A 19,951-nucleotide genomic window follows, 5' to 3' on the forward strand; every position below is an offset into this window, starting at 1 on the left:
TGATAGGAAAAGACATTCCACCGGATATAAAACCTATATGAATAAGGAGCGATCCACTCGTGGGAGAAATCACACATCGTACAAAGACTCGTCCCGTTAAAGTCGGCAATTTAACAATTGGCGGAAGCAACGAGCTGATTATACAAAGCATGACAACAACTAAAACACATGACGTAGAAGCAACGGTTGCAGAGATAAACCGTCTTGAAGAAGCAGGCTGCCAGGTTGTACGGGTAGCATGTCCTGATGAGCGCGCAGCGGATGCCATCGCAGAAATTAAGAAGCGGATCAACATCCCTCTTGTCGTTGATATTCATTTTGATTATAAACTCGCCCTCAAAGCGATTGAAGGCGGAGCAGATAAAATACGGATTAACCCTGGCAACATCGGGCGCAAGGAAAAGGTCGAGGCGGTCGTGAATGCTGCCAAGGCAAAAGGCATCCCGATCCGGATTGGCGTCAACGCAGGTTCACTTGAAAAAAGAATTCTCGAAAAGTATGGATATCCTACAGCTGATGGGATGGTGGAAAGCGCCCTTCATCACATTAAAATTCTTGAGGATCTCGATTTTCACGATATTATCGTATCCATGAAGGCATCTGATGTAAATCTTGCCATTGAAGCCTATGAGAAAGCGGCTAAGGCATTTGATTACCCGCTCCATCTCGGCATCACTGAGTCAGGCACCCTTTTCGCCGGTACGGTTAAAAGTGCAGCAGGACTCGGCGCAATCCTTCATAAAGGAATCGGGAACACACTGCGTATTTCTTTGAGTGCCGATCCGGTAGAAGAAATCAAAGTGGCAAGAGAGCTCCTGAAATCATACGGGCTCGCTTCCAATGCCGCTACACTGATCTCCTGCCCTACTTGCGGACGGATTGAAATCGATTTGATCAGCATCGCAAACGAGGTCGAGGAATACATCTCCACCATCAAAGCTCCGATTAAAGTGGCGGTGCTCGGATGCGCGGTAAACGGTCCGGGTGAAGCAAGGGAAGCGGACATCGGGATTGCAGGAGCCAGAAAAGAAGGCCTGCTGTTCATGAAAGGGCAAATTGTGCGCAAAGTGCCTGAGGCCACCATGGTCGAAGAACTGAAAAAGGAAATCGACAAGCTGGCTGAAGCACATTATGCGAAAGAAGCCGCTGAAAAAGAAGAAGCTGAAAAAAACAAAATACAGGCATAAAAAAACCGGGCACATTAGATGTGCCCGGTTTTTCAATTAAAAGAACGGAGTTACAAACAGGCCAAGGATCAGCGATACTGCTCCAATCCCGATTGCCCATGATCCAAGCGTTTTAGCGCCTTTTCTTCTTGCGACAAAGCCCACGATCAAACCTGCCGCTCCGAGAATAACCGGAAGCAGGAACAGGGAGATTACAGATAGAGCAATCGCAATGTAACCCGTTGTTCTGCCTTCAGCAGCCCCATCGCGGTCTCCATCTTCGTACCGTTCTTCTTCACGGTATGATTGTACGGGAGGTGCGATTTCAGTTGCTGATTCTTCCTTATATTCACGGTCCAATTCACTGCGGTTATTTAAACCATTCACCTGATCGGAATTGGTCATATATCCGTGATCTTCAAATCGTCTTTCATCTGCCATTCCTTTCCCCTCACTTTCAAGTATAAGGAGCATTCTTTAGTATGCAGTGTCCGCCGGCAATTATTCATTGCAGTTTATGAAGGGGATTGTGATAAACTGGGGAAAGAATTAAAAAGGAGTGTCTGCAATGCTGCGTTTAGGAATTGATATCGACGGGACGATTACCCCGCCGGAAACGTTTGTGCCTTATCTGAATAAGTCGTTTAAAAAACAAATCACCCTTGATGATATTAAGGACTATGATCTGACAAAAGCCCTTGAAGTAAGCTATGAGGAGCTGGACCGGTGGATGGATGAATTTGAACCGGTCATCTATGGCGAAGCCCCCGTTACAAAAGGAGCAAAAGAAATCCTCGGCAGATGGAAGGAGAAGCACCAGCTGATTTTTATCAGTGCACGAGGCCTCCACCTTTACGATACAACGCTGAGCTGGTTCAAAAAGAATGAAGTGTCCTATCACAGCATCGAGCTGGTCGGTTCCCACGACAAACTTGAAGCCGTCCGGAAACATCAGGTGGACGTCTTTTTTGAAGATAAACATGATAACGCCTGCATCATCAGTGAAACATTCCAGATTCCGGTGATTCTGTTTAATACACCGTATAACCAGGATCCTGTCCCTTCGCGTGTAGTCAGGGTCAACAGCTGGTATGAGGCCGAGGAATGGATCAGACGCAGTGAAATCGAGAAGAACGGATAAAAAGAGCTGCCGGTGCACCGGCAGCTCTTTCTGTTTTCAGCATTCTGGACATTTCCCGTAAATTTCAAACTTATGGCCGCTCACATCATACCCTGCGAGATCATCCTTCAGCTTTTCCATCGGACAAGAATGAAGCTCTTTTGTTTTCCCGCATTCCATACAGATGAAATGGTGATGGTGATGCGAATGGTTGCATGTAAACCTGAACTGCTTCTCACCGGATAGTTCCGTCGTTTCCAATATCCCCAGCTCTGCAAACAAAGACAGATTCCGGTAGATCGTATCAAAGCTGAGACCCGGATAATCAGGCTTCATACTTTCGAGTACATCTTTGGCGGTCTGATATTTATTGCTTTTCTCAAAGAACGAGAGCATTTCCTCCCGCTTGTTTGTATATTTGTATCCTGATTCCTTTAGCATTTGAAGTGCCTGCTCTAACTTCATTGTACATATCCCCTTTTAAACCTGCCTGCCAGGATCGCAAGTGCCAGTGTGAGTATGTTGAGCACCACTATCGTTCCTCCCGGAGCAAGATCTAAATGATAAGCAAGAATTAACCCTATCATAACAGACAATTCCCCAAAAATCACGGCTAAAAGGATGGCCTGCTTAAAGCCCCTGGCAAGCTTTATGCTTGCCGCCACAGGCAAGGTCATGAGAGAAGACACGAGCAAAATGCCGACAATCCTCATTGAAGCTGCAATGACTAAGGCCACTGTCAGAATAAAAATCAAATGAATCCATTTTGCACGGATGCCGGAAGCTTTCGCATGCTCTTCATCAAAAGAAAGCACGAACAGCTCTTTATAAAGCACCGTGACGACCAAGATGACAAACGCGGAAATGCCCGCTACCAGGTAGAAGTCTGAACGGGTAACAACCGATACGCTGCCGAACAGGTAGTCAAGCAAGTCCTTGTTGAACCCATCCGCAAGTGAAATGAAAATGGCCCCGATCCCGATGCCTCCGGACAAAATGATCGGGATGGCCAACTCCTGGTAATGCTTGTAGAGACTGCGTAGCCGTTCGATCATCAAGGATCCGGTAACCGAAAAAGCCATCCCCATATAAAGCGGGTTAACGCCTGCAAAAATCCCCATTTTTTTTTCGAGGAACAGGCTCGCGGCAATCCCTGCGAGGGTCACGTGACTCAACGCATCAGCGATGAGCGACAGCCTGCGGACTACGATATAGACTCCAAGCAGCGGAGCGATCAAGCCGATGAGCAGACCTGAAAATAAAGCGTTCTGTAAAAATTCGTATTCGAAAAAAGGACTAATCATGATGATGTGCCTCCCCGTGATGGTCGTGGGTCAGTACATGCACTGGATGCCCGTAGAATTCAGAAAGGTTGTCCAATTCATCAAAAGCAGCAGGAGAACCGTGGAAGTGCAGGGTTTTGTTCAGGCAGGCCACCTCGGTGACTGTATCTGAAACGGTTCCGATATCATGGGTGACCAGAATCAGGGTGATGCCAAGCCTTGTATTCAGGTCCTTAAGCATCCGGTAAAAACTTTCCACTGATGCTGAATCCACACCTACTGTCGGCTCATCCAAGATCAGCAGTTTCGGATCACTGACAAGCGCGCGGGCGATAAAGGTACGCTGCTGCTGGCCCCCGGAAAGCCCCCCGATATTCCTTCCGGATAAATCGCTTAAACCGACTGCCTCGATTGCCTTTTCCACCTTCAGGCGGTCTTCCCCGTTCATCCGTTTAAAAAGACCGAGCTTACTTGTCAGTCCGCTGGCGACAACTTCAAAAACAGATGCCGGAAAACCGGTATTAAAGCTGTTCGCTTTTTGGGAAACAAACCCGATTTCATGGCGGTTCTTGAACTTGGCCGCCTCTTTTCCAAACAGCTTGATTGAGCCGCTCTGGGGTTTCAGCAGGCCCAGAATGCACTTCAAAAGAGTGGTTTTTCCCGAACCGTTCGGGCCTACGAGCCCGATAAAGGCTCCCTCGCGGACGGTCAGGTTGATTTGATCAAGCACTGGTGTGCGTTCATATGAATACGAAAGGTTTTCTATTTCAATAATTGGTTTCATTGCCTTTCACCTCTTGTAAAAAAGTCAAGGGTAAGAATCATTCCGATTTGCATAACAAAAATAAAATGGCTGTCAGTCTACAGCCATTTTAGATAACGTTGAAATTATACAAGGGTTCTTTGTAAATGTAAAGCTTAATGAATAGCGGATTTAAATCTCGCGCCCTGTGTTTCCTGGGTGTTCATAATGGTGATAAAGGCCGTTTCATCGATTTCCTGGATGATGGATTTCAGCTTGGTGACTTCGAGCCTGGTCACAACCGCATAAATGACCTCGGTCTCTGCATCTGAATATCCGCCCTTCCCCTTGAGCTTTGTTGTACCGCGGCCCAGACGGTGAAGAATGGCATCCGATACCTCTTCATAATGGTCGGTTACGATGATCACGGCCTTCGTTTCGTCCAGTCCCTGAATGACTGTGTCGATTGTTTTGAACGCGATGTAGTAAGCCATTACTGAATACATGGCCTGTTCCGGACCAAATACGAAGGCTGCCCACGCGAAAATGAAAATGTTGATGAACATGACAAACTCTCCAACCGAGAACGGAAGCCGCTTCGTCATCAGAATGCCGAGAATTTCCGTTCCGTCAAGCGTTCCTCCATTACGGATAACCAGTCCGACCCCAAGGCCGAGCAGGAGACCGCCAAAAACAGCGGCCAGAATCGGCTCGGAGGTAAACGGTTTAACATGATGAAGCGACTCCTCAATCACTGCAAGAGCCACTACCCCGAAGATGGAAGAAATCATAAAGGTTTTTCCTATATGCTTGTATCCTGAATACAAAAAAGGAAGATTCAATACGACAACGAGTGTACCAAACCTGATCAGAGCAATTTCGGGCGGTGCCAGGTGGTCAAGAATCAGTGATATGCCGATAATCCCGCCATCAATGATACTATTTGGTATCAAAAACAGTTCGATTGCGGAAGCTGCAAGTCCAGCTCCTATTAAAATCATGATAAAACGGTAAATGGTCCTTCCGATTCGTTCTTTCCTGTGCTGTCTTTTTCCCATTGTCCTCTCCTTCAGCAGTTGATTTTTAATCATGAAATGCTCCAAAACCCATATGTATATGGTATCCCTTGTCAAAAACAGCGGTGCTGCTTCCTGAACCGCGCACCATTTGGGCTGTAAGCCATACATTGAGGTGAGAGGAGGATTGACGCATGATTTTATTTCAAAAAATTATTAACCAAAAAGTGAATTCCATTTCAGCTGATGACCTGCTAAAGCTTGCGAAGCAAAACCAGCTTGCGATTAACCCGGCACAGGCCTCACAGATTGTTTCGCTTATGAAAGGCAAAAACGTCAATATCTTTGATGAAGCGGAAAGAAGAAGACTGCTTGCTTCCATCGCAGCCATTACTTCACCCGCTACAGCCCAGCAGGTGGACCAGCTCTTTAAACAGTTTGTTAAATAGCATATGATGCCGGACCTCACTCTATAACAGGTCCTTGCTCATTTATGTAAAGTTTGGGGTATGCTGAACCGTTTATTTGAACAAAACGATTGAAACCCCCGGCATGCCTGCCAGGCATTCGGGGGCTTTTCATTTTTACAGGTTCTGCTGGTTAACGATTTTGTTAAGAACATCCTCATCAAATTGCTTGGAACGAATCATTTCGATTTCAAATTTATACGGAGGTTTTTTGTTCTTTTTATCTTCTCCGACATAAGGAGTCTCAAGAATTTTCGGCACATTTTCCAGAGCCGGGTGGTGAACGATGGATAATAAGGCATCAAACCCGATATGGCCGAAGCCGAAATTTTCGTGTCGGTCTTTCCTTGCACCGATTGGATTTTTGCTGTCGTTCATGTGGAGCACCTTCAGCCTGTCAAGTCCGACAATCCGATCGAACTCCTCGAGGACACCGTCAAAATTATTAATCAAATCGTAGCCGGCGTCATGAGTATGGCATGTGTCGAAGCAGACGGATAGATGCTCGCTGTACTTGACTCCTTCGATAATACGCGCCAGCTCCTCAAAGTTTGAACCGATTTCCGATCCCTTTCCTGCCATCGTTTCCAGTGCAATTTGAACCGGCTGATCTTTTTCCAGCACTTCATTCAGACCTTCAACGATTTTCCTGATTCCCTCATCCGTCCCTGCCCCTACATGAGCGCCTGGATGAAGGACAATCTGTTTTGCACCAAGGGCAGCTGTTCTCTCGATCTCAGACCTGAGAAAAGTAACCCCCAGCTCAAACGTGTTCGGGTTGACGGAGTTTCCGATGTTAATAATATACGGTGCATGGACGATAATATTTTCGATTCCGTTTTCCTGCATATGTGCAAGTCCCGCTTCTATATTCAGATCCTCTATGCTTTTGCGCCGCGTGTTCTGAGGAGCGCCTGTATACACCATAAAGGTATTAGCTCCATATGAAGCCGCTTCCTGGCTGGCTGCCAAAAGCATATGCTTCCCGCTCATCGATACATGGGAACCGATTCTAAGCATAAAACCCTCTCCTACTTCTCTCTCCGCTTAATGCGGCGCTGTTTCTTTTTCACTTTATCCATTTCCCACTTCATTTTTCTCTTATACCCAGGCTTGACCTTTTTCGGCTTGCGGATTCCTGCTTTGGCCCGCTCTTCTGCCTCACGATCTGTTTTCTGTCTGTTCTTTCTGCGGTGACGGTCCTCCGCTTCCTTCCATTCTGTTCCGGAAAGATCTTTGTTGACAAAAGTGATCCCCATTTTTTCAAGCTTAGCAAGAGCATCCTCATCAGAAGCCTCATATACGGTTGCCGCAATGCCGGAGTAGCCTGCTCGTGCAGTTCGTCCAACCCGGTGGATATAGAAATCCAGATCCTGCGGAAGTTCATAGTTGATGATATGGCTTACACCCTCAATATCGATGCCGCGCGCAGCCAGATCTGTGGCCACGACGTACTGGAACTCAAGGTCATTAATCTGCTTCATCACTTTTTTCCGTTCACGCGGCGGCAAGCCTCCATGGATTCTTCCTACTTTTAATCCCTGTTCAGAGAGAGAATCGGCTACTTCATCTGCCATTTTTTTCGTGTTCGCAAAAACGATGGCCAGATACGGGTTATAGGAAAGAAGCATATCATGGATCAGCTTCTTTTTATTGCGGTGTTTGACCGGTACGAGCACATGCTGAATCTTCTCCGCTGCAGCCTGCTTCGGAGCAACATGCGTGAATTTCGGATTTGCCATATATTTCTTCAGGAACGGCTTCAGTTTTTCAGGGATCGTCGCGGAGAAGACGAGCATTTGAAGCTTCTCAGGCATCCCGCCGGCAATCCGGTCTACATCTTCAAGGAATCCCATGTCAAGAATCATATCCGCTTCATCTACAACGAATGATTTGGTCTGATGAACGAAAAGGGCATTTTCCTTAAGAAGGTCATGAATTCTTCCCGGTGTGCCAATAACGATTTGAGGCTGCTGCTTCAGCTTGTCGATCGAACGCTGCTTGTCCGTTCCCCCTGTAAAGCATCTCGCCTGTATTTCCTGATCATGATGACTGATCAGTTTAAGTGCTTCTTTATAAATCTGATTGGCAAGCTCTCTGGTAGGCGATGTGATCACTACCTGAACATTTTGCGAATCAGGATCGATGCTGTTGAGAAGCGGCAGCAGGTAAGCATGCGTTTTTCCTGTACCTGTCTGCGATTGTCCGATTACACTCTCACCTTTGAGAACGGACGGGATAATTCTTTCCTGTATTTCAGTCGGGTTTTTAAACCCAAGCTCTTTCACAGCTTCTATAAGAAACGGTTTCAGCTCCAGTTTTTCAAATCTTTCCATTTTATCTAAAACTCCCTTAATAATCTGCCTTCCTCTCCTGGACCAGGACAGGTTTAACCATTATCACATTATATACGAAAACACCTTAAAACACCAACAGCCCTAAAAGGAGGCATCCTGCAGATGTCTGCCTAAATTGAAAACCTTTTTTCCGCTTTTGCATAACCTGTAAGAGGCAGATATGACAGAAAGGGGTACAGACATGTTTCCACAAGGACCATTGCCGCCAGGCGGCATACAGGGCAGAGGCTTCTCTCAGGGACCGTTTTCCGGCGGCAGACAGCTTCCGGCAAGAGCTCCTTTTGCAGGCGGCCAGCCTTTTAACGGACAGGGAGCCGGCGGCAGAGGACTGTTTTCAGGCGGAAGTTTTCCAGGTCAGGGAGGCTTTAACGGCGCTCCCGGTTTCGGGGGTCAGTTTGCAGGCGCACAGGGAGCCGGCGGAGGGATTAAAGGACTGCTGGCGAGGTTTCTTCCCTCTTCAGGCGGTGCAGGGAACATAGCCGGTGCAGCACAGCAGGGAATCCAGGGGCTGGCCACCCCTGCCAATATCACCGGAATGCTCGGCAACGTACAAAAGGTTTTGGGCGTAGCCCAGCAGGTAACCCCAGTGGTTCAGCAGTATGGACCTCTCGTAAGGAACCTTCCGGCCATGATTAAACTATTCAGCCAGATGAATTCAAGCGATGAGGACGGAGAAGAATCAGCGGACGAATCCGGAACGGCTGAACCTGCAGAGGAGACCGCTTCCGCTCCTCAGAACCGCCCTTCCCGCAGATCCTCCCCTGTTGAAGACAATGACAGCGAGCAGGAAACGGAGACAGCCGGGACACGTCCGGCCTACAGCTCAGGAGCATCCAGACCGAGATTATACATTTAGCCGGCAATTGCAGAAAACAGCACCTGCTATAAATAAGAGTTTTGTATTCTTCCTCCTGTTTCGCTATAATGATAGAAGGTTAGGAGAGAAAGGCCGGCTGCCGGCTTTTTTCATTTTTACGCCTGATCATCCTTTAGGAGGAAGATACATGGATGTTATTAAAATTGCTCCGCGCGGCTATTGCTATGGTGTAGTCGATGCAATGGTCATAGCAAAAAACGCCGCCATGGATAAAACACTGCCAAGACCGATCTATATACTGGGAATGATCGTTCATAATAAACATGTAACCGATGCTTTTGAAGAAGAAGGAATCATCACCCTGGACGGGACGAACCGTCTGGAAATCATGGAGAAAGTCAATGAAGGAACCGTTATTTTCACCGCCCACGGCGTCTCTCCTGAAGTAAGAAGGATCGCCGAGGAAAAAGGGCTTGTCAGCATAGATGCTACGTGTCCTGATGTAACAAGAACCCATGACTTGATCCGTGACATGAAGGCAAAAGACTACCAGGTAATCTACATCGGAAAAAAAGGGCATCCAGAACCAGAAGGTGCCGTCGGTGTAGCGCCTGATATCGTTCATCTAATTGAAACGGTTGAAGACGCTGACGCACTGGACATCCAATCCGACAAAATCATAGTGACCAACCAGACGACAATGAGCCAGTGGGATGTCTATGACATTATGGAAAAAGTGAAAGAGAAGTTCCCGCATGTGGAATTTCATCAGGAAATCTGTCTCGCTACACAAGTCCGCCAGGAAGCGGTAGCCGAGCAGGCAAAAGATGCCGATCTTACGATTGTTGTCGGAGACCCTAAGAGCAACAATTCCAACAGACTGGCACAAGTATCCGAGCAGATTGCCGGAACACCGGCTTACCGGATTTCCAACCTTTCCGAGCTCAAGCTTGAGTGGCTCAAGGGAGTCAAACGGGTGGCTATTACTGCAGGCGCTTCTACCCCTACTCCGATTACGAAGGAAGTCATTCAATTCCTGGAAAAATACGAGGATGACGAAAGCAAAGTATGGGAAGTCATCCATGCGGTCCCTTTAAACAAGATTCTTCCGAAGGTCCGCACTGCGAAAAAATAAAAGGCTGCAAAAAAACCGGGATGCTTGTATAAAAGCACTCCGGTTTTTCTTTTACCCCTACATAAACGTAAATGGATCTGTATCGATCACGGAAGGCACAATGCTCACTTCAAACTTCTTTTCCTCGCAAAGGGAGAGCAGCAGATCTGTAACCCCCTGCTTCATGACTTTTTCAATGTTATGGCCGGGGTCAATCATGTGAAGTCCCGCCATCATGGCATCATGTGCGGTATGGTAATAGATATCGCCGGTTACAAAGACATCCGCACCGCTGAATTTGGCATCCATCCAATACTTGTTTCCATCTCCGCCAAGCACGGCGCATGTCTTTACTTTGGCATGAAGATCCCCTACCACCCTTACAGAATCAACATCAAATGCTTTTTTCACTACATCGCTGAATTCTCCGAGAGTCATTTCCCTCTCGAGGCTGCCAATCCTTCCAAGGCCCATTTCAAGCCCCTTCTGGTCAAGCTCATATACATCATACGCTGCCTCTTCATAAGGATGGGCTTTCAGCATTGCAGTGAGGACCTTCTTCTCAATCGAAGCGGGGAACACCGTTTCCAGCTTTACCTCTTCAGCCCTTTCCAGCCTGCCTGGATCTCCGATAAACGGGGATGATCCTTCCAGCGGGAGAAACGTACCCCTTCCCTCGGAAGAGAAAGAGCAGTGGCTGTACTTTCCGATCTTGCCGGCCCCTGCACCACCAACCGCTTCCCTCACTGCTTCTGCGTGCTCTGCCGGCACATATACGGCGAGCTTCTTCAGTTTTTCTTCATAGGTTGGAGAAAGCACTTTTGTGTTCTGAAGGTTTAAAGCCCTTGCCAGCAAATCATTGACTCCGCCTTCTGCAACATCAAGGTTTGTATGGGCTGCATATATGGCTATATCGTTCTTGATGCATTTTTCAAGGAGTCTTCCTGCCGGCTGGTCTGTTCTGAGCGCTTTTAAAGGCCTGAAGATTGGCGGATGGTGGGCGATGATCAGATCGGCGTTCATAGCAATGGCTTCTTCCACTACTGCATCTGTTACATCCAGGGCAGTCATCACAACCTCAACCTGTTTATTCAAGGTGCCGATCTGCAGTCCGACTTTATCCCCTTCCACTGCGTATTTTCTTGGCGAAAAGCTTTCAAAAAGTTCGATTACCTCAAACCCATTCGGTATTTTGCTCATGAAAGTACCTCCTCAGCCCTTTTGATCTGTGCAAGCATGTCCGCTTTTCTGGCAGCTGTTTCTTCTGTCTGGATTCCGCGGCTGATTTGTGCGGCTATCCGCTCCCAATGTTCTTTTTCGTGTTCCCACTTTTGTATAAAAACGTCATTCTTTTCTTTCATCAGGAAAGGGCCGAACAAGATGCCGGCATCCTTGTCAGCTCCATCATAGGGTTTCAGGGGCTCCCCTTTTTCTGCTGTCAGAATTTCGTATATTTTCCGGTCTTCTTCGAGGATCTCTTCAGCTTTCAATTCCCAGCCGTTATTGATCAGCCAGATTCTAATCAGATCCGCATTGACATTCGGCTGCAGGATGAGCCTCCGGGCAGCACCGAGCTTATCTTTGCCGTTCTCGAGGATCTTGGCGATGAGGCCTCCCCCCATGCCCGCTATCGTAATACAGGTAGCCTCGTCAGTCTCCAGGACAGCCAGGCCGTCCCCTTTACGGACAGCAATCCGGTCATCAAGACCCGATCTTTTCACCTGAGACAATGCAGACCGGTATGGCCCTTCCACAACCTCCCCGGCAATTGCGTTCTTTGCCTTGCCTTTAATGACAGCATAGCAAGGCAGATAGGCATGGTCTGATCCTATATCAGCCAGGATGGATCCTTCCGGTATGTATTCGGCAACCTTGCTCAATCGTTTAGATAATTTCAATTCATTCATGACGTCACTCCAACTTTTCTGTAGTTCTTCCCCTATTTTAGTTGAACCGTATAGTCATGTCCAATTGTGAATCAAGATTTAAATTCTGTTCTTTTAACCTGGTATTCCAGCACCCGTATGGAATCTCCTGTTATCCAACCCGCTTGCTCAATAGCGGGACTTGAGGAAAAAGAAAACCCCCGGATGCGAGGAGCATGCATTCCGGGGGATTTATTCAGCAGGTCCTGTTACTTCAGCTCAGAGACCCATTTCGCCATTTCTTCGAGCTTTTTTTCGTCCGGTACAAGATTAGCAGGCATTCCGCCGCCGCCGTTCTTGATTTTTTCTTTGATTTCGTCCACGCTCAAGGATGTGCCTGCGAGCTTCGGTCCTGCACCGCCTTCATAATTTTCCCCGTGGCAGGAAATGCATTTCCCTTTATAGATCTCTTCAGGGGAAAGTGCCGAGATGTCTTCTGTTTTTGGTTCTTCTTTTCCGCCGCCGGCTAATTCTTTGCCGTCCCCAATCCCTTTTATCGAAAAAAAGAACATGAGTCCAATACCGAAAACAGCGATCAGTGCAAAAGGTATAAGCGGATTCCGTTTCATGTTTTCTCCTCCCAGACTTCTTCTCTGTATGTAGCATATACACGTAAACTGCTTTCATTTTACTTTAAAATGCCGGGAAGGAAAAGCTAATTTACCCATTTTCGTGATAAATTGGAAAACGGCGGTCAGCAGCCGATTTGCCTGGCGATGACCATCCGCTGCACTTCGCTCGTTCCTTCTCCGATTTCCAGCAGCTTTGCATCCCGTAAAAACCGTTCTACGTGATAATCTTTCATATACCCGTAGCCTCCGTGAATCTGTATCGCCTGATTCGTCACCTCTGAACTGATTTCAGAAGCATACAGCTTGCACATAGATGCTTCTTTCGTAAAAGGTTTGCCCTGATCCTTCAGCCAGGCAGCTTTGTATACCATGTTTCGGGCAAGTTCTATTTTCATTGCCATGTCTGCGAGCTTAAATTGAATGGCCTGAAAGGAAGAAAGGCTTTTGCTAAACTGCCTTCTTTCTCTCGCATAGTTCAATGCTTTTTCGTAAGCGGCCTGTGCCACACCGACCGCCATCGCTCCGATGCCGATCCTTCCCCCGTCTAGGGTGATCAGGAACTGTTTAAAGCCTCTGCCCTTTTCACCGAGAAGGTTTTCAGCGGGCACCTCCACATTCTCCAATATCAGTTCGGTTGTATTCGAAGCGTTCAGCCCCATCTTTTCATAATTATCTACAATCGTGAAACCTTTTGCATCTGTCGGAACGATAATCGCACTGATTTCCTTTTGTCCGGCTTCCCGTCCGGTAATCGCCGTCAAAGCAAGAAATTTTGCGTAGGAGGCATTCGTGATAAAGCATTTACTTCCGTTGATTAGGAAGGTCCCGTCTTTTTCAACAGCCTCCGTAGCTGTCCCTCCTGCATCCGAGCCGGCATTCGGCTCTGTCAGGCCAAAGGCGCCAAGCGATTCTCCGGTACATATTTTAGTGAGATACATTTGCTTCTGCTCTTCTGTCCCGAATAAGTGCAGCGGAGCCCCGCCGAGCGAAATATGCGCTGAATACGTAATCCCGGTAGAAGCACATGCCCTGCTCAGCTCTTCCGTTACAATCGCGAAGCTTACTGTATCTGCTCCTGCTCCCCCGTATTCTTCCGGAAACGGCAGCCCGAGCATCCCCATATCTCCAAGCTGTTTGAAAATTTCTTCCGGAAACTCTTTCGTTTTATCCCTTTTTTCTGCTCCCGGTGCTACCTCAGCTTCCGAGAACTCCCTGATCGTCTTAAGGATCATCCTTTGTTCTGCCGTTAAGTCAAAATTCAATCCAATCCCCCCTGAATTTGAACACGCTTACATTCATATTATAAAAGGAAAAAACTGTTTTCACAACATTTTAAAAATGCAGAACCTTTTATTAAAATAAGAAAGAGGCTGCTGCAAGAATGAGACCTGCCACCCCGGCAGCGAGCATAGAGCGTATCTTAAAACGAAGGGAGAAGGCGATCCACACTGCGCTGTGAATCGCGATAGCGGCAGGATAAGCTGCAGTCCCGGGCACCTTACATGCATCGATTCCGGTTAATGTCAGGAGAAGAAGGATCAAAAACAAACTGCCTGCAGGAAGCTGAAACATCCCGTTTTTTCTTGATTTTATGATCACTGGAGCAAGAAAGAGAGCCGCGGCACCCAGCAGAGCCATTTGCAATAGCGGTTTCATTTCAGTAAAATATATGTAGAGGGAAGAAATCAGGATTGCAAGCACGAGCCACATGGTGAGCGGGATGTTCTTTTTTCCGGCAGGGCGGTCCGTATCCCCTCCGGTATAGAGAGCGAGCAAAAAGTTGCAATACGTTTCCGGAAGCAGCTTATTCTCCTTCCAGTGGGTAATCTCATCAATAATGATTTTCTTTTTTTCAGTTCTCATCTGCTGTCTACCTGCCATTCTGTCTGTGTGTTACCTTTATTGTAATAAGACGGGGACTGCCGGTAAACATAAATAAAAAAGTAAGCGCTTTATTCTTTGTCAAAAAAAAGAAAGACGGGGTAGCCGTCTTTCGGGTCTATTCCAGAAAATCCTTGAGCCTTTTGCTTCTGCTCGGATGACGAAGTTTCCTTAAAGCTTTCGCTTCAATCTGACGGATCCGTTCCCGTGTAACACCAAACACTTTTCCTACTTCTTCAAGTGTCCGTGTCCGTCCGTCATCAAGGCCGAATCGCAGGCGCAGAACATTTTCTTCTCGGTCAGTAAGAGTGTCCAGCACGTCTTCCAGCTGTTCCTTAAGCAGCTCATACGCAGCATGCTCGGAAGGAGAAGTAGCGTCCTGATCTTCAATGAAATCTCCAAGATGGGAGTCATCTTCTTCTCCGATTGGAGTTTCCAGTGAAACAGGCTCCTGGGCAATCTTGAGAATCTCCCGTACCTTTTCAGGAGTCAGGTCCATATCCTCAGCGATTTCTTCCGGAGAAGGTTCGCGGCCAAGATCCTGAAGAAGCTGTCTTTGAACACGGATGAGCTTGTTGATCGTTTCCACCATATGAACCGGAATCCGGATGGTTCTGGCCTGATCCGCAATTGCACGGGTAATGGCCTGACGGATCCACCATGTGGCGTACGTACTGAATTTATATCCTTTGCGGTAGTCAAATTTCTCGACGGCCTTCATTAAGCCCATGTTTCCTTCCTGGATCAAGTCCAGGAACAGCATGCCGCGCCCTACATAGCGCTTGGCGATGCTGACAACAAGGCGGAGGTTCGCTTCAGCAAGCCGGCGTTTCGCTTCTTCATCGCCTTCTTCAATCCGTTTGGCCAGCTCGATTTCTTCATTAGCGGAAAGCAAGTCCACGCGGCCGATTTCTTTCAGATACATACGAACCGGATCATTGATCTTAACCCCTGGAGGGACGCTCAAGTCATTAAGGTCGAATTCCTCTTCCTTTGCCAGTTCCTGTATATTAGGGTCTTCCGCTTCACCGTTTTCACCTTGAAGCTCGACGCCCTGTTCACCAAGAAATTCATAATACTCATCCATCTGGTCTGATTCCATTTCAAAGCTTGACATCCGTTCGGCTATTTCCTCGTATGTCAAAGAACCGCGCTTTTTCCCAATCTCCGTAAGCTGATCCTTAACTTGGTCCAGCGTCAGTTCTGTGTCATGGGTTTGTTTGTCAGCCATAGGATCCCCTCCTTCCAAACTCTGGCGGCTATAGTCCGCCTTAACATTCTATAGATGAACTCCATTAGTAATGGATGGTCATTCATTGCGTTTTAAATGAGCGTTTCATCTGTACGATTTCCATACCGATTCGGGCAGCCCGGACGAAGTCCCTCTGCCTTTCCGCTTCATTCTTTTCAGCTTCCTTCTGCTGTAGATCTGCCATTTTTGGATAATTTAAAATCTGCCTGATATAATCCTGAATTTCAGCAGAGGTGGGCTCATCACTCACCTGAAGCATGGCCAGATCGGAAACAGCTGACATCAGCTCTTTTCCGGGAAGCTTCTGAATAAAAGAACTGATCTTCTCTTCAGAGCTTTCTTCATAAAAAGCATAGAGATGCGCAGCGATTACTCTGTGCTCTTCGATGTTAAACTGAAGCCCGAGCACATCCAGCACTTTTTGGGCGGCGTCCCTGCTTTTCAGCATGTGGGCGAGCAGCATCCGCTCTGCATTATGGTAGGCCGGAAGCAGTTTTTTCCGCTTTCTTGCTGCAGGCGCCACTTCTCTTGGGGTCTGAGTCTGCTCTCTCTGCTCTTTCTGAGGCTCCATTGTCCTGGAAAGCTCACTCAGCCTTTCTTTCAGAACGTCGAGGCCAAGAGCATATTCGCGCGCCAGCTGCTTAACATAGATCTCCTGTTCAAGAGAGTTCTTCAGTGCTGCAATCTCTTTAAGGATCTGCTCTATGTACTCCAGCCGGTCTGCTTCATTTTGAAGATTCCTGCCTTTTTTGAAATAGTGCATTTTAAACGTCATGACCGAGACACTTGCCCCTATTACATCATGCTGAAACTTCTCAGCTCCAAAGCGCTGAATGTAGTCATCAGGGTCCAAGCCATCGGGAATCATGGCTACTTTTACTTCTGCACCGGCCTGCGAGAGTGTCTTTGCCGACCTGAGAACAGCATCCATGCCGGCCTTATCCGAATCGTAGCAAAGGATCACCTCTGCACTGTTCCTTTTTAAAACCTTAGCCTGCTCCCCTGTCAGAGCCGTTCCCATTGCGGCCACTGAATGCTGAACCCCTGCCAAAGATGCAGAGATCACATCCGCAAAGCCTTCAAGGAGCACTGCCTGATGATGCTTCCGGATATGCAGCCGGGCTTTTGAAAAGTTGTAGAGAACTTTACTTTTATTAAAAAGCTTTGTTTCCGGGCTGTTTAAATATTTTGGCTGTTCATCAGTCATCACCCGGCCTGAAAAGGCTATGGTGTTTCCATGGTGGTCAAGGATCGGAAACATGATTCTGTTTCTGAAACGGTCAAGAAAATCCGAGCCGTCATTCTTTTTCACAAGCAGACCGGCTTCTTCCATAAGCGGAAGACTGAATCCCCTGTTGGCAAGAAATTTCACTGCAAAATTCCAAGAATTAAGCGAGTACCCGATTTCAAACTGTTCGATCGACTCTTTCGTGAATCCCCGCTTTAACAGATAATCGAGTGCATCCTGGCCTTCTTTTGTGTTCACGAGCAAATGATGATAAAATTTCTTTAATAGCTCGTGGGCCTCAAGCATTGCAGCTGCATCGTCATCTTTTGCTTCATGGCTGCCCTGTGAAGGGGCAGGAAGCTCAGGAAGGGCTATCCCCTCCTTCTCTGAAAGAAGGCGGACCGCCTCTACAAATTCGCAGCCCTCTATCTGCATCAGAAAAGAAAAAACATTGCCACCCGCTTTGCACCCGAAACAGTGAAAAATCTGCTTGTCAGCCGAAACAGAGAAAGACGGTGTGTTTTCACCATGGAAAGGACACAGGCCAAAATAGTTGCGCCCCTGCTTTTTTAACTGGACATATTCTCCAATTACATCGACAATATCGACTGACTGCTGTATTTTTTCTACAGCTTCCTCAGGAATCCGCTGTGCCATTGTAACATCCCCGTATTTGAAGTATTCGAGACTTACCGAGGGAATCCTGCAAGATTCGACAGAATGTTTTCCAGAGATTCCATAAACATTCTCCGGTCATCCTTGGAAAATGCTTTCGGCCCTTTTGAATAGATCCCTTCTCTGCGTCCCTTTGCCGATAAATACCGGTATTGCAATGCCGTCTCAATATTTTCGTCTGTATAGTGTTTACCCCTTGTGGATAAAACGATAACACCTTTTTTGAGAAGAAGGCCGGCTAATCCGATATCCTGGGTAACCACCACATCACCCTTCTTCGAATGGTTGACGATATATAAATCAGCCGATTCTTTATCTGTGTCCACGTATACCCAGGTTTCTCCCCTGGCCGCCGTTGTCATGTGATTGTACGAAGCTACAAACACAGGCTCAGCTCCGAAGGAATCAGCTGCTGACAAAATTTCATCCTTAACGGGACAAGCATCTGCATCGACGAATATTTTCAGCTTATTTTCGGCATTTTTCTCTATTCTCCATCCCTCCATACAATTCCTTCTTTCAAGCAGGAATCAATGTTCAGGAATATTGCTTAGCGCCCGATTATGTTCTGAAACCGCCAGTTCCCAAACCGTTTGTCGAATGATTTACTCCTTGTTCTCTTGACAGATACTAGTAAATAGTTTATTCTACCGCCTAAAAGTCTAAACCTAAAAAGTGTAATTTTATCACAAATTTTTATTATAATACAAAGTCTTTCATTTTTCTACGGTTTTGTTTGTATTCCTGAAAACATTTCACCGTGAATATTCTTCCACAGGAAAGCCCGGCTGATTGATCAGCTGGGCGCTTTTTCGTGTTTATTTTACTACAAGAGGTTCATTTATACAGGCCCGTCTTTAGCCAGGGCTTACTTGCTCATGATGGTCTGAATGATGTTCGCCGTTTCCTCCACTGCTTTGTTGGAAACATCAATCACGCTGCAGCCGATTCGCTCGACCACTTTATCGAAGTATGCAATCTCTTCATTGATCCGGTTGATGTTCGCATAAATGGCCTGATCATTAAGACCGAGAGACTTGAGCCGTTCTCTTCTTATATTGTTCAGCTTTTCTGCGCTGATCCGGAGCCCGATGCACTTTTTCGCCGGGATTTTGAAGAGCTCCTCGGGCGGTTCCACCTCAGGGACAATCGGTACATTTGCCACTTTGAAGCGTTTGTGTGCCAAGTATTGGGATAGAGGCGTTTTGGATGTTCTTGAAACACCGATCAAAATGATATCCGCCTTCAGCAGCCCCCGCGGATCACGGCCATCATCATATTTAACGGCAAACTCGATGGCTTCGACCTTCTTAAAATAATCTTCATCAAGCTTGCGCACCCTGCCAGGTTCATATTTCGCCTGGATTCCATAGGAGGTCTCCATTTTATCGATCAGCGGTCCGATAATGTCATGGACCGGCACTTTCCGGACAGCAGCAAGCTGGATCAGGTAGTTCCTCAGTTCCGGCACCACCAGGGTAAAGCATATAATGGCACCATCCATTTGAGCATAGGAGACAACCTCCTCGAGCGTGGTTTTGTCCTCCACGTAAGGAATGCGCTTGATCATTGTCCCCGCAGCATAGCCATTAAACTGGCTGATGGCCGCTTTGACAACCAGTTCTGCCGTTTCCCCGACTGAATCTGAAACTACGTAAATGACTCGGTTGTTCATGCCGCTCCCCCGTTTCCCTCTGCTATATAATATCGTTTTCTGCAAGCCTCATCAGAATTTTTGTCATATTGGTTTTTGTGATTCTCCCAGTCACTTCAAATCCCTTGTCCGTATCCCTGATAATCGGGAGTGCATCGATTTGTTTTTCGATAAGGGACTTTGCCACGTCCATGATAAAATCTTCATTCCTGCAGACCGTAATATTCGGCATTCTCGTCATGATAATGTTAACCGGGATGGAAGCAAGCTCCTGTTTTCCGATGCTTGCCCTCAATAGATCCTTCCGCGAGAGCACCCCGACCAGGATGGAATCTTTATCCACGACGAATAATGTTCCTACGTCTTCAAGAAACATTGTCACAATTGCATCATAAACCGATACATTTTCATTCACGACTACCGGGATGGATTGGAACTCTTTCACCTGCAGTTTCTTCAGCTTATCGCTGAGCAGCTGGTTTCCGGTTTTGCCCGTATAGAAATAACCGACCCTCGGCCTCGCTTCCAAGTAACCGGACATGGTCAGGATCGCGAGGTCAGGCCTCAAGGTAGCCCGTGTCAAATGGAGCTGATCCGCTATGTTCTCACCCGTAATCGGGCCGTTTTCCTTCACAATTTGAAGGATGGTCTCCTGCCGCTTGTTCAGTTCGATATCACTCAC

The 19,951-nt window shown here is 47.2% G+C and carries 22 protein-coding genes; 5 read left to right on the forward strand and 17 right to left on the reverse strand.

Translation table 11 applies throughout. From position 1 onward, the window contains the following. Positions 1-68: 68 nt before the first annotated feature. Positions 69-1,187, forward strand: coding sequence for a flavodoxin-dependent (E)-4-hydroxy-3-methylbut-2-enyl-diphosphate synthase (gene ispG / locus GKZ89_RS03390; RefSeq protein ID WP_338324893.1), 1,119 nt, complete (start codon positions 69-71; stop codon positions 1,185-1,187). Positions 1,188-1,223: 36 nt separating this feature from the next. Here ispG and GKZ89_RS03395 read toward each other — a convergent pair whose 3' ends face one another. Further along, a complete protein-coding gene (locus GKZ89_RS03395; protein WP_430696681.1) occupies positions 1,224-1,571 on the reverse strand; it encodes a DUF4190 domain-containing protein in 348 nt (115 codons plus the stop codon). Positions 1,572-1,734: 163 nt separating this feature from the next. Here GKZ89_RS03395 and GKZ89_RS03400 point away from each other — a divergent pair, with 163 nt between their 5' ends. Further along, positions 1,735-2,307, forward strand: coding sequence for a 5' nucleotidase, NT5C type (locus GKZ89_RS03400; RefSeq protein WP_155110941.1), 573 nt, complete (start codon positions 1,735-1,737; stop codon positions 2,305-2,307). A gap of 36 nt (positions 2,308-2,343) precedes the next feature. On the opposite strand, the gene zur is transcribed toward GKZ89_RS03400, so the two are convergent. From zur to GKZ89_RS03420, 4 genes are all read right to left on the reverse strand, one after another. Next, a complete protein-coding gene (gene zur / locus GKZ89_RS03405) occupies positions 2,344-2,751 on the reverse strand; it encodes a zinc uptake transcriptional repressor Zur (RefSeq protein WP_155110942.1) in 408 nt (135 codons plus the stop codon). Then, the gene (locus tag GKZ89_RS03410) at positions 2,748-3,590 is read right to left on the reverse strand and encodes a metal ABC transporter permease (protein ID WP_155110943.1); all 843 of its coding nucleotides are present in this window, start codon (positions 3,588-3,590) and stop codon (positions 2,748-2,750) included. The genes zur and GKZ89_RS03410 overlap by 4 nt, the downstream gene beginning before the upstream one ends. Beyond that, positions 3,583-4,353: a metal ABC transporter ATP-binding protein gene (locus GKZ89_RS03415; protein ID WP_155110944.1), complete on the reverse strand. Its 771-nt coding sequence runs from the start codon at positions 4,351-4,353 to the stop codon at positions 3,583-3,585. Before GKZ89_RS03415 ends, GKZ89_RS03410 begins: the two co-directional genes overlap by 8 nt. A 134-nt stretch (positions 4,354-4,487) precedes the next feature. Further along, positions 4,488-5,369 (reverse strand): YitT family protein, encoded by an 882-nt coding sequence (locus GKZ89_RS03420; RefSeq protein ID WP_155111108.1) that lies wholly within the window; start codon positions 5,367-5,369, stop codon positions 4,488-4,490. A 152-nt stretch (positions 5,370-5,521) separates the two neighbouring features. Here GKZ89_RS03420 and GKZ89_RS03425 point away from each other — a divergent pair, with 152 nt between their 5' ends. Next, on the forward strand, positions 5,522-5,776 hold the full coding sequence (locus GKZ89_RS03425; protein ID WP_155110945.1) for a DUF2624 domain-containing protein: 255 nt from the start codon (positions 5,522-5,524) through the stop codon (positions 5,774-5,776). A gap of 135 nt (positions 5,777-5,911) precedes the next feature. Here GKZ89_RS03425 and GKZ89_RS03430 read toward each other — a convergent pair whose 3' ends face one another. Beyond that, positions 5,912-6,814: a deoxyribonuclease IV gene (locus tag GKZ89_RS03430; protein ID WP_155110946.1), complete on the reverse strand. Its 903-nt coding sequence runs from the start codon at positions 6,812-6,814 to the stop codon at positions 5,912-5,914. Between the two features lie 11 nt (positions 6,815-6,825). Continuing rightward, positions 6,826-8,130 carry a DEAD/DEAH box helicase gene (locus tag GKZ89_RS03435; RefSeq protein ID WP_155110947.1) on the reverse strand — a complete coding sequence of 435 codons (1,305 nt, stop codon included), beginning with the start codon at positions 8,128-8,130 and terminating at the stop codon, positions 6,826-6,828. A 202-nt stretch (positions 8,131-8,332) separates the two neighbouring features. Here GKZ89_RS03435 and vrrA point away from each other — a divergent pair, with 202 nt between their 5' ends. Then, complete coding sequence (vrrA, locus tag GKZ89_RS03440; protein ID WP_155110948.1) at positions 8,333-9,007, forward strand: VrrA/YqfQ family protein; 675 nt, start codon at positions 8,333-8,335, stop codon at positions 9,005-9,007. A 148-nt stretch (positions 9,008-9,155) separates the two neighbouring features. After that, entirely contained in the window at positions 9,156-10,103 is a 948-nt protein-coding gene (locus GKZ89_RS03445) for a 4-hydroxy-3-methylbut-2-enyl diphosphate reductase (protein ID WP_155110949.1), read from the forward strand. A 57-nt stretch (positions 10,104-10,160) separates the two neighbouring features. Here GKZ89_RS03445 and GKZ89_RS03450 read toward each other — a convergent pair whose 3' ends face one another. The 10 genes from GKZ89_RS03450 to ccpN all read right to left on the reverse strand — a co-directional run bounded on the left by GKZ89_RS03450 (position 10,161) and on the right by ccpN (position 19,951). Continuing rightward, positions 10,161-11,282: a Nif3-like dinuclear metal center hexameric protein gene (locus tag GKZ89_RS03450; RefSeq protein ID WP_155110950.1), complete on the reverse strand. Its 1,122-nt coding sequence runs from the start codon at positions 11,280-11,282 to the stop codon at positions 10,161-10,163. Continuing rightward, entirely contained in the window at positions 11,279-11,989 is a 711-nt protein-coding gene (locus GKZ89_RS03455; RefSeq protein WP_155110951.1) for a tRNA (adenine(22)-N(1))-methyltransferase, read from the reverse strand. The genes GKZ89_RS03450 and GKZ89_RS03455 overlap by 4 nt, the downstream gene beginning before the upstream one ends. Positions 11,990-12,216: 227 nt before the next feature. After that, entirely contained in the window at positions 12,217-12,576 is a 360-nt protein-coding gene (gene cccA, locus GKZ89_RS03460) for a cytochrome c550 (RefSeq protein WP_155110952.1), read from the reverse strand. Positions 12,577-12,701: 125 nt separating this feature from the next. Then, positions 12,702-13,841 (reverse strand): acyl-CoA dehydrogenase family protein, encoded by a 1,140-nt coding sequence (locus GKZ89_RS03465; RefSeq protein ID WP_155110953.1) that lies wholly within the window; start codon positions 13,839-13,841, stop codon positions 12,702-12,704. A gap of 91 nt (positions 13,842-13,932) precedes the next feature. Continuing rightward, a complete protein-coding gene (locus GKZ89_RS03470; RefSeq protein ID WP_155110954.1) occupies positions 13,933-14,442 on the reverse strand; it encodes a hypothetical protein in 510 nt (169 codons plus the stop codon). 136 nt (positions 14,443-14,578) lie between these two features. Continuing rightward, on the reverse strand, positions 14,579-15,691 hold the full coding sequence (gene rpoD, locus GKZ89_RS03475; RefSeq protein WP_155110955.1) for an RNA polymerase sigma factor RpoD: 1,113 nt from the start codon (positions 15,689-15,691) through the stop codon (positions 14,579-14,581). Positions 15,692-15,773: 82 nt separating this feature from the next. Further along, positions 15,774-17,597, reverse strand: coding sequence for a DNA primase (gene dnaG, locus GKZ89_RS03480; RefSeq protein ID WP_155110956.1), 1,824 nt, complete (start codon positions 17,595-17,597; stop codon positions 15,774-15,776). 32 nt (positions 17,598-17,629) lie between these two features. After that, positions 17,630-18,121, reverse strand: a complete 492-nt coding sequence (locus GKZ89_RS03485) for a YaiI/YqxD family protein (RefSeq protein WP_155110957.1) — start codon at positions 18,119-18,121, stop codon at positions 17,630-17,632. Between the two features lie 362 nt (positions 18,122-18,483). Continuing rightward, positions 18,484-19,290, reverse strand: coding sequence for a pyruvate, water dikinase regulatory protein (locus GKZ89_RS03490; protein WP_155110958.1), 807 nt, complete (start codon positions 19,288-19,290; stop codon positions 18,484-18,486). 22 nt (positions 19,291-19,312) lie between these two features. After that, positions 19,313-19,951 carry a transcriptional regulator CcpN gene (gene ccpN / locus GKZ89_RS03495; RefSeq protein WP_162356451.1) on the reverse strand — a complete coding sequence of 213 codons (639 nt, stop codon included), beginning with the start codon at positions 19,949-19,951 and terminating at the stop codon, positions 19,313-19,315.

Source organism: Metabacillus mangrovi (genome assembly GCF_009711125.1).
In the GTDB taxonomy this organism is placed as follows: Bacteria; Bacillota; Bacilli; order Bacillales; family Bacillaceae; genus Metabacillus_B; species Metabacillus_B mangrovi.

What these genes read in the sequence shown, in the direction of transcription:
- GKZ89_RS03395 (WP_430696681.1), bottom strand. Translation starts at nt 1,571, where the DNA reads ATGACCAATTCCGATCAGGTGAATGGTTTAAATAACCGCAGTGAATTG.
- GKZ89_RS03400 (WP_155110941.1), top strand. Translation starts at nt 1,735, where the DNA reads ATGCTGCGTTTAGGAATTGATATCGACGGGACGATTACCCCGCCGGAA.
- zur (WP_155110942.1), bottom strand. Translation starts at nt 2,751, where the DNA reads ATGAAGTTAGAGCAGGCACTTCAAATGCTAAAGGAATCAGGATACAAA.
- GKZ89_RS03410 (WP_155110943.1), bottom strand. Translation starts at nt 3,590, where the DNA reads ATGATTAGTCCTTTTTTCGAATACGAATTTTTACAGAACGCTTTATTT.
- GKZ89_RS03415 (WP_155110944.1), bottom strand. Translation starts at nt 4,353, where the DNA reads ATGAAACCAATTATTGAAATAGAAAACCTTTCGTATTCATATGAACGC.
- GKZ89_RS03420 (WP_155111108.1), bottom strand. Translation starts at nt 5,369, where the DNA reads ATGGGAAAAAGACAGCACAGGAAAGAACGAATCGGAAGGACCATTTAC.
- GKZ89_RS03425 (WP_155110945.1), top strand. Translation starts at nt 5,522, where the DNA reads ATGATTTTATTTCAAAAAATTATTAACCAAAAAGTGAATTCCATTTCA.
- GKZ89_RS03430 (WP_155110946.1), bottom strand. Translation starts at nt 6,814, where the DNA reads ATGCTTAGAATCGGTTCCCATGTATCGATGAGCGGGAAGCATATGCTT.
- GKZ89_RS03435 (WP_155110947.1), bottom strand. Translation starts at nt 8,130, where the DNA reads ATGGAAAGATTTGAAAAACTGGAGCTGAAACCGTTTCTTATAGAAGCT.
- vrrA (WP_155110948.1), top strand. Translation starts at nt 8,333, where the DNA reads ATGTTTCCACAAGGACCATTGCCGCCAGGCGGCATACAGGGCAGAGGC.
- GKZ89_RS03445 (WP_155110949.1), top strand. Translation starts at nt 9,156, where the DNA reads ATGGATGTTATTAAAATTGCTCCGCGCGGCTATTGCTATGGTGTAGTC.
- GKZ89_RS03450 (WP_155110950.1), bottom strand. Translation starts at nt 11,282, where the DNA reads ATGAGCAAAATACCGAATGGGTTTGAGGTAATCGAACTTTTTGAAAGC.
- GKZ89_RS03455 (WP_155110951.1), bottom strand. Translation starts at nt 11,989, where the DNA reads ATGAATGAATTGAAATTATCTAAACGATTGAGCAAGGTTGCCGAATAC.
- cccA (WP_155110952.1), bottom strand. Translation starts at nt 12,576, where the DNA reads ATGAAACGGAATCCGCTTATACCTTTTGCACTGATCGCTGTTTTCGGT.
- GKZ89_RS03470 (WP_155110954.1), bottom strand. Translation starts at nt 14,442, where the DNA reads ATGAGAACTGAAAAAAAGAAAATCATTATTGATGAGATTACCCACTGG.
- rpoD (WP_155110955.1), bottom strand. Translation starts at nt 15,691, where the DNA reads ATGGCTGACAAACAAACCCATGACACAGAACTGACGCTGGACCAAGTT.
- dnaG (WP_155110956.1), bottom strand. Translation starts at nt 17,597, where the DNA reads ATGGCACAGCGGATTCCTGAGGAAGCTGTAGAAAAAATACAGCAGTCA.
- GKZ89_RS03485 (WP_155110957.1), bottom strand. Translation starts at nt 18,121, where the DNA reads ATGGAGGGATGGAGAATAGAGAAAAATGCCGAAAATAAGCTGAAAATA.
- GKZ89_RS03490 (WP_155110958.1), bottom strand. Translation starts at nt 19,290, where the DNA reads ATGAACAACCGAGTCATTTACGTAGTTTCAGATTCAGTCGGGGAAACG.